The organism is Pseudomonas sp. (assembly GCF_050739655.1).
Taxonomy (GTDB): Bacteria; Pseudomonadota; Gammaproteobacteria; order Pseudomonadales; family Pseudomonadaceae; genus Aquipseudomonas.
The window spans coordinates 1-8,105 of record NZ_JBOIBY010000358.1; the positions used below are offsets into that span (position 1 = coordinate 1).

Consider the following 8,105-nt stretch of genomic DNA (forward strand, 5'->3'; position numbering starts at 1 on the left):
TAGTCACGCTTGAGCGTGGCCAGTTCCGGTGGATTTTCCCGCGTATCGGCCACGGCAAACGCCACGCCCCGGTTCGCCAGGAAGCGAACCAGGGACATGCCGCTCTTGCCGAGGCCGACAACGATGCGGAAGTGGTCAGAAGCGATCAGGGACACGAATTTCTACCTCAGCTTCAGGGTGGCAAGGCCGATCAGCACGAGAATCACGGTGATGATCCAGAAACGGACGATCACGCGTGGCTCGGGCCAGCCCTTGAGTTCAAAGTGGTGGTGAATCGGTGCCATGCGGAACACACGGCGACCGGTCAGCTTAAAGGAGGCAACCTGAATGACGACTGACAGGGTTTCCATCACGAACACGCCGCCCATGATGAACAGGACGATTTCCTGACGGACGATCACTGCGATGGTGCCCAGGGCCGCGCCCAGTGCCAGCGCACCGACGTCACCCATGAAGACTTGCGCCGGGTAGGTGTTGAACCACAAGAAGCCCAGGCCTGCGCCGATCAATGCGCCGCAGAACACGATCAGTTCGCCCGCGCCCGGCACGTATGGAATCAGCAGGTATTCGGCGAACTTCACGTTACCCGACAGGTAGCAGAAGATCCCCAGGCCACCACCGACCATCACAGTCGGCATGATCGCCAGGCCGTCGAGGCCGTCGGTCAGGTTGACCGCGTTGCTGGAGCCGACGATCACGAAATAGGTCAGGACGATGAAGCCAATCCCCAGGGGAATGCTGTGGTCCTTGAGCATCGGCAGGATCAGCGTGGTTTCCACCGGCGTGGCAGCAGTCATATAAAGGAAGATCGCCGCGCCCAGGCCGAACACCGACTGCCAGAAATACTTCCAGCGGCTCGGCAAGCCACGGGAGTTCTTCTCGATGACTTTGCGGTAGTCGTCGACCCAGCCGATGGCGCCGAACAGCAGGGTCACCAGCAGCACGACCCAGACATAACGGTTGCTCAGGTCAGCCCACAGCAGGGTACTGACGCCGATGGACGACAGAATCAGCGCGCCACCCATGGTCGGGGTGCCAGACTTGGAGAGGTGCGATTGCGGACCATCGTTGCGAACGGACTGACCGATTTGACGGTTCTGCAGGGTACGGATCATCCACGGGCCATAGCACAGCGACAAAACCAGCGCGGTCAGTACACCCAGAATCCCGCGCAGGGTCAGGTACTGGAAGACCGCGAAGCCTTTGTAGAACTGTTGCAGATACTCCGCTAGCAGCAGCAGCATTAATGTTTCTCCAGACTGGATCCGCACAGAGCGGCAACGATGTTTTCCATCGCAGCGCTGCGCGAGCCCTTGATCAAAATGGTGGTGTTTGTGTCTTGTTCAGCGCCCAGGGCCTTGATCAGTTCAGCCTGTGTGCTGAAGTGAAATGCCTGTGGGCCGAAGGCGTTGACGGCGTGAACCATCATTGGCCCGACGGCGTACAGCGCAGAAACCTTGCCACGGGCGTACTCACCCACGTCGCGGTGACCCTGCTGCGCCCAATCGCCCAACTCGCCGATATCCCCGAGCACCAGAACGGTGCGGCCGGAAAAGCCGGCGAGTATATCAACGGCGGCGCACATGGAGGTGGGGTTCGCGTTGTAAGTGTCATCGATCACGCGCATGCCATTAGTGGCCAGTTGCGCAACAGTCCGGCCCTTGACCGGTTGCACCGCGCCCAGACCCGCGGCGATACCGAACAGCGAAACGCCCAGCGCATGGGCCGCAGCCGCAGCGGCCATGGCATTGGCGACGTTATGGGTGCCGAGCAGGTTCAGTTGCACGTGCTCCATACCTTCTGGACTGTGCAAATTGAACGCGGGGCAACCGCGGGCATCAGTGGTCAGTTCACTGGCGTAGAAATCAGCGCTGGTATTGCTCAACGCGAACGTCAGTACTTTGCGATCACCGGCGCGGGCCTTCCAGATGCCAAATGCCTTGTCGTCGAGATTGAGAACGGCGACGCCATCGGCAGCCAGACCGTCAATAATCTCGCCCTTGGCTTCGACGATTTTTTCCGGGCCGCCGAATTCGCCAACGTGGGCAGTCCCGGCGTTGTTGAGAATGGCCACGTGGGGCTTGGTCATGCCGACTGTGTAGGCAATTTCACCCAGGCGCGAAGCACCCAGTTCGATCACGGCGGCGGTGTGCTCCGGCGCCAGTTCAAGCAGGGTCAACGGAGCGCCGAGGTCATTGTTCAGGTTGCCACGAGTGGCCAGCACCGAACCGCGGGTACGCAGGATGCTCGCGAGCATTTCCTTGACCGTGGTCTTGCCGCTGGAGCCGGTAATGGCCGCGACCTGATGCGTGAAAGCTTTGCGGTTCAACGCACCCAACTGGCCGAGGGCCTGGCGGGTATCGTTGACCAACAGTTGCGGCAAGGTGCTATCAGCCACTTCGCGCTCGACCAATGCCGCCACGGCGCCTTTGGCTGCCACATCATTCAGATAGTCATGGCCATCGAAGCGCGGCCCGGCCAACGCAATAAACAGCTGACCCGGCTTGATCGCACGACTGTCGATGCTGACACCGTCGAAGCTGGCATCCGCACCGATCAAACGGCCATTGAGCACGCTGGTCAGTTCACTCAGATTCAGCGCCTTAAGCATGGGCCACCTCCCAGGCGGTCAGGGCATGATCGGCCTCGACCAGGTCGGAGAAAGCGTGGCGTACGCCGTTGATTTCCTGATAGTCCTCGTGACCTTTGCCCGCGAGCACAATCACGTCATCCGCCGAAGCTTCAGCGATCAATTGGGCAATAGCCTTGCCACGACCTGCCACGAAGGTGACTTTATCCACAGCGGAAAAACCGGCGCGGATGTCGTCGAAAATAATCGCCGGGTCTTCGGTACGCGGGTTGTCATCGGTGACCAGTACGCCGTCGGACAGTCGCTCGACCACTTCCGCCATCAGCGGACGCTTGCCGCGATCACGGTCGCCACCACAGCCGAACAGGCACAGCAAACGGCCTTTGACGTGGGGACGCAGAGCGGTCAGGACCTTTTCCAGGGCATCCGGGGTGTGGGCGTAATCGACCACCACCAACGGCTGAGTCCCGCCGCCGAGGCGCTGCATGCGCCCGGCCGGGCCTTCGAGTTTCGGCAGCACTTTGAGAATTTCGTCGAGCGCGTAATCCATGCCGAGCAAGGCGCCAACAGCGGCCAGTACGTTGCTCAGGTTGAAACGACCCAGCAAGGTGCTGCGCAAATGGTGTTCGCCCTGGGGCGTGACCAGCGTGGCGCGCGCACCCTCATCGTTGAAGTGCGCTTCGCGGCAATAAAGGTAAGCGCTGCTATCGAGCAGGCTATAGGTGATCAGGCGCGACTCACGTTTTTCGGCAGCCAGTTGCCGGCCAAACTCGTCGTCGAGGTTAACCACCCGGCACTTCAAATCGTTCCAGGCAAACAGCTTGGCCTTGGCTTCGCCATAAGCCTGCATGGTGCCGTGATAGTCCAGGTGATCGCGAGACAGGTTGGTCATCACCGCCACATCGAACGCCAGTGCGGTGACGCGGCCCTGATCCAGGCCATGGGAAGAGACTTCCATGGCGACTGCTTTGGCACCGGCCTTTTTCAGGTCACCCAAGGTCGCTTGCACGGCAATTGGATTGGGCGTGGTGTGCAGACCGCTTTCCAGCGCGCCATAAAAACCGGAGCCAAGCGTGCCCACGATGCCGCAATGCTGACCGAGCAGGTCCAGCGCCTGGGCAACCAGCTGAGTCACGCTGGTCTTGCCGTTGGTGCCGGTCACGCCGACCAGATTCAGGTGATGGCTCGGTTCGCCATAAAAGCGTCCGGCGATGTCCGACAGCTGCGCCGCCAGACCTTTGACAGGAATCAATGGCACGTCAGTGATCGGCAGCACCGTGGCGCCTTCCACTTCATAAGCCACGGCGGCGGCACCGCGCTGCAGCGCATCACCGATGTGTGCACGCCCGTCGAATTTACCGCCCGGTACAGCGAGAAACAGATCACCTGCACGTACGTTGCGACTGTCCAGCGCCAGTTCACGGATCAACAGATCGTGGCCGGCGTGGGGGAAGATTTTATTCAGACTTAATGACATCAGCCGCGCCCTCCATTGGCTTTCAGCGGAACGACCGGGGTGGCGTTGACTTGTTGAACAGGTGGCAGGTTGTCAGGGGTGACGTTCATCAGGCGCAGGGTCCCGGACATCACGCGACTGAACACCGGAGCCGATACCAGGCCCCCGAAGTAGCCGGCCTTGGTGGGCTCATCGATAACCACAACGATTGCGTAGCGCGGATCGTTCATCGGCCCGAAACCGGCGAACAGAGAGCGGTAGGAGTTCTCGGCATAACCCTTGGTACCGACCGATGTCTTACGCGCAGTACCCGACTTGCCACCCACGTGATACGCCGGCACCTGCGCCCGGAATACACCGCGCGGGGCTTCGATCACTTGTTGCAGCATGCCTTGCATGGTTTTCGCGACAGTTTCCGGCAGCACCTGGGTGGTTTGTGGCGCTTTGTCGGTTTTGATCAGTGTCAGTGGTGCGAGGCGACCATCGTTCGCCAGGGCCGAGAAGGCGTGAACCAGCTGGATCGCGGTCACGGAAATGCCGTAGCCGTAGGACAGCGTGGCCGTCTCGGCCTTGCGCCACTCGCGGTAGTTCGGCAGGTTGCCGACGCGTTCACCCGGGAAGCCGAGGCCAGTGTCCTGGCCAAGACCAAGTTTTTGTGCCAGACGGAATATGGTTTCACCGCCGATATCGAACGCGACCTTACTCATGCCGACGTTACTGGAATTGATCAGAATGCCGGTCATGTCCAGCACCGGGCCTTCGGTCTTGGATACGTCCTTGATGGTGTACTTGCCAATCTGCAGCGTGCCCGGATACACCTCGACGCTGTCGCTTGGCTTCCAGCGCCCGGTTTCGATGGCAGCGCTCATGGAGATCGCCTTCATGGTCGAACCCGGTTCGAACACATCGATCATCGCGCGGTTACGCATCATCGCTGGTTGCAGGTTGCGACGGTTGTTCGGGTTGTAGGTCGGCTGGTTGACCATGGCGAGGATCTCGCCGGTCTTCACGTCCATGATCACCAGACTGCCAGCCTTCGCGCCGTTCTCGATAATCGCGTTGCGCAGTTCGCGGTTGGCCAGATATTGCAGGCGCAGGTCAATGGACAACGCCAAGGGCTTTCCGGCCTTGGCGTTTTTGGTGACCTGGACATCCTTGATCAAGCGGCCGCGCCGGTCCTTGATGACTTGCCGCTTTCCGGGCACCCCGGCCAGCCATTCGTCATAGGCCAGTTCGACCCCTTCACGACCGTGATCGTCAATGTCCGTAAAGCCGACCATATGAGCGGTAACTTCGCCGGCCGGATAAAAACGACGGAATTCTTCGATGCCGTAGACGCCTGGGACCTTCAGGTCGAGCACAGCCTGACCTTGCTCAGGCGTCAGCCCGCGCACCAGGTAAATGAATTCTTTATTCGCCTGAGCTTCAAGGCGCTCGGCCAGTGCTTTCGGATCCTGCCCCAGTGCGGCAGCCAGCGCTGGCCACTTCTCTTTGGCAAGCTGCATTTCCTTGGCGTTGGCCCACAGGGTGGTCACTGGCGTACTCACAGCCAATGGCTCGCCATTACGGTCCGTGATCAGGCCGCGGTGGGCGGGAATTGGAATGTGGCGAACGCTGCGCGCGTCACCCTGACCTTTAAGGAAGTCACGGTCGACCACTTGCAGATCGATGATCCGCCAGGAGATCGCCGCCACCATGACGCCGAGCAAGCCCAGCACAAGACGGAAACGCCAGGGAAAGAGTGCCCCTTCGAGTTTCATCATGGCGCCACCATTTGCACTTCGGCGGCGCCGGGAATGCGCATTTTCAGCTGTTCGGTGGCCAGCACTTCGATGCGGCTATGGGCGGTCCAGGTACTCTGCTCCAGAATCAATCGTCCCCACTCAGCTTGCGCCTTGTCGCGCACACTCAACTCGTTGTAGAGCGAGTTCAACAACTGGCGACTCCAGTGCGCGCTATAGGAAACGCCGATGGCCGAAATGAGCACGCCCACGAACAGCAGCAGCATGAAAAAGCTTCCGCCGGGCAGTGGCTTGGCGAAAAGCTTGCTCACCGCAGCTTCTCCGCCACACGCATGACAGCGCTACGGGAACGTGGGTTGGCTTTGAGTTCGGCGTCGGAGGCCGTCTGCGCTTTGCCATGGATTTTGATTTTTGGTTCGAAAGCCACGTGTCGAACCGGGAGGTTGCGCGGCAGGTTGTCGGCTTCGCCTTTCACCAGCTTGCGCATGAACAGTTTGACGATACGGTCTTCCAGCGAGTGGAAGCTGATGACCACCAGACGACCACCCACTTCCAGGCATTCCAGAGCGGCTTCGAGGCCGGCTTCCAGATCGCCCAATTCGTTGTTGACGTGGATACGCAGGCCCTGGAACGCACGGGTTGCAGGGTTCTTGCCCTTTTCCCAAGCCGGGTTGGCGACTTTCAACACTTCAGCCAGATCGGCGGTACGCTCGAACGGTTTGATGTCACGGCGCTCGACCACGGCACGGGCCATGCGCCCCGAGAAACGCTCCTCGCCATATTCCTTGAACACACGGGCGATTTCTTCCACAGGCGCGGTATTGACGAACTGGGCGGCGCTGATCCCGCGGGACGGGTCCATACGCATATCGAGAGGGCCATCATTGAGGAAGCTGAAACCGCGCTCAGGGTCGTCGAGCTGCGGCGAAGACACGCCAAGGTCAAGCAAAATGCCGCTGACCTTGCCGTTCAGACCACGTTCGGCAACTTCGGATCCAAGCTCGGCAAAGCTGCGCTGCACAACGACAAAGCGGCCGTCTTCGGCCGCTAGCGTCTGCCCGGTGGCAATCGCTTGAGGATCTTTGTCGAATCCCAGCAATCTTCCACCCGGACCGAGCAGACTCAGGATCAATCGGCTGTGCCCACCGCGCCCGAACGTGCCATCCAGATAGCAGCCATCAGGACGTACGGCGAGAGCCTCGACGGCTTCGTCAAGCAGTACGGTGATGTGGTTAAAGCCGCTATCAATAGTCACAGGATCAAATCACGCAGTTCATCAGGCATCGCGCCCGGTTGTTGAATAGCAGCCAGGTCAGCGGCAGAAACCGCATTCCAGGCATCCTCGTCCCACAATTGGAACTTGTTCAATTGGCCTACCAACATTGCGCGCTTATCCAACTTGGCATATTCACGAAGACGTGGTGGAACCAGAAAACGACCACTGCCATCGAGCTCGAGGTCGACGGCATTACCAATCAGTAACCGTTGCAGACGGCGGTTCTCTTCGCGAAGCGAAGGCAGTGCGCGCAGTTTGGTTTCAATAATTTCCCACTCATCGAGGGGGTAAACACACAAACACGGATCAACGGCATCAATGGTGACGATTAACTGACCGGAACTACGCGAATCGAGCTCGTCACGGTACCGGCTCGGCATGGCGAGACGGCCCTTTGCATCGAGACTGATAGCGTTGGCTCCGCGAAACACGACAGCGTTTCTCCAAATATTAGCGTTTTGCGTTCAAAAAACCCACTTCATGCCACTTTCCGCCACTTGCGCACACTATAGGAATGCGCCCACCACACCGTCAAGGCGCGCATTAAAGGAAAAGCCTTACAGAACTGAGATTTAGGAGCATCAAAGGAGGGGGAACGATATTTCGGCAGATGAATCCGCCCAATAACTTGAATCAGCACAGACGGCTGCGTTCGGAAGTTAAAGTAATTTATTAAGAGTAAGATTTTTTCGGTATTACAAAAGTGCTTCTGCTGAGGTTTTCTAAAGGAGGGAAATTGCTATCACGCACCTGCCAAATGATTTAAGCAGAAGAAAGGAAAAAAGGTGGAGAGTCGATCTGTAAGCCGGGTTCTGTCTTGAACAGTCATTCGTCTACGATGGCCATCACTGGACACCTTTAGCAACCTACCCGGTCCCAGCGCGGGCCACGCCTTGGGACCCTATTTGGTCTTGCTCCAAGTGGGGTTTACCTAGCCACGACCTGTTGCCAGACGTGCGGTGCGCTCTTACCGCACCTTTTCACCCTTACCGGCGCCGAAGCGCTTAGGCGGTTATTTTCTGTGGCACTTTCCGTAGGCTC

7 protein-coding genes, 1 other RNA gene and 1 pseudogene are annotated in these 8,105 nt (G+C 59.1%); all 9 read right to left on the reverse strand.

The features are described from left to right. A pseudogene (gene murD / locus ACRESJ_RS17270) lies at positions 1-155 on the reverse strand (UDP-N-acetylmuramoyl-L-alanine--D-glutamate ligase); the annotation flags it as partial. Between the two features lie 6 nt (positions 156-161). Then, positions 162-1,244: a phospho-N-acetylmuramoyl-pentapeptide-transferase gene (gene mraY, locus ACRESJ_RS17275; RefSeq protein ID WP_431758982.1), complete on the reverse strand. Its 1,083-nt coding sequence runs from the start codon at positions 1,242-1,244 to the stop codon at positions 162-164. Then, the gene (locus ACRESJ_RS17280) at positions 1,244-2,611 is read right to left on the reverse strand and encodes a UDP-N-acetylmuramoyl-tripeptide--D-alanyl-D-alanine ligase (RefSeq protein ID WP_431758983.1); all 1,368 of its coding nucleotides are present in this window, start codon (positions 2,609-2,611) and stop codon (positions 1,244-1,246) included. The genes mraY and ACRESJ_RS17280 overlap by 1 nt, the downstream gene beginning before the upstream one ends. Continuing rightward, the gene (locus ACRESJ_RS17285; protein ID WP_431758984.1) at positions 2,604-4,067 is read right to left on the reverse strand and encodes a UDP-N-acetylmuramoyl-L-alanyl-D-glutamate--2,6-diaminopimelate ligase; all 1,464 of its coding nucleotides are present in this window, start codon (positions 4,065-4,067) and stop codon (positions 2,604-2,606) included. The genes ACRESJ_RS17280 and ACRESJ_RS17285 overlap by 8 nt, the downstream gene beginning before the upstream one ends. Continuing rightward, the gene (locus ACRESJ_RS17290; RefSeq protein ID WP_431758987.1) at positions 4,067-5,806 is read right to left on the reverse strand and encodes a peptidoglycan D,D-transpeptidase FtsI family protein; all 1,740 of its coding nucleotides are present in this window, start codon (positions 5,804-5,806) and stop codon (positions 4,067-4,069) included. Before ACRESJ_RS17290 ends, ACRESJ_RS17285 begins: the two co-directional genes overlap by 1 nt. Beyond that, positions 5,806-6,099 (reverse strand): cell division protein FtsL, encoded by a 294-nt coding sequence (gene ftsL, locus ACRESJ_RS17295; RefSeq protein WP_431758985.1) that lies wholly within the window; start codon positions 6,097-6,099, stop codon positions 5,806-5,808. Before ftsL ends, ACRESJ_RS17290 begins: the two co-directional genes overlap by 1 nt. Further along, positions 6,096-7,043: a 16S rRNA (cytosine(1402)-N(4))-methyltransferase RsmH gene (gene rsmH, locus ACRESJ_RS17300; RefSeq protein WP_431758986.1), complete on the reverse strand. Its 948-nt coding sequence runs from the start codon at positions 7,041-7,043 to the stop codon at positions 6,096-6,098. The genes ftsL and rsmH overlap by 4 nt, the downstream gene beginning before the upstream one ends. Continuing rightward, the gene (gene mraZ / locus ACRESJ_RS17305; RefSeq protein WP_007917012.1) at positions 7,040-7,495 is read right to left on the reverse strand and encodes a division/cell wall cluster transcriptional repressor MraZ; all 456 of its coding nucleotides are present in this window, start codon (positions 7,493-7,495) and stop codon (positions 7,040-7,042) included. Before mraZ ends, rsmH begins: the two co-directional genes overlap by 4 nt. Positions 7,496-7,849: 354 nt before the next feature. Further along, an RNA gene (gene rnpB / locus ACRESJ_RS17310) (RNase P RNA component class A) lies at positions 7,850-8,105 on the reverse strand; the annotation flags it as partial.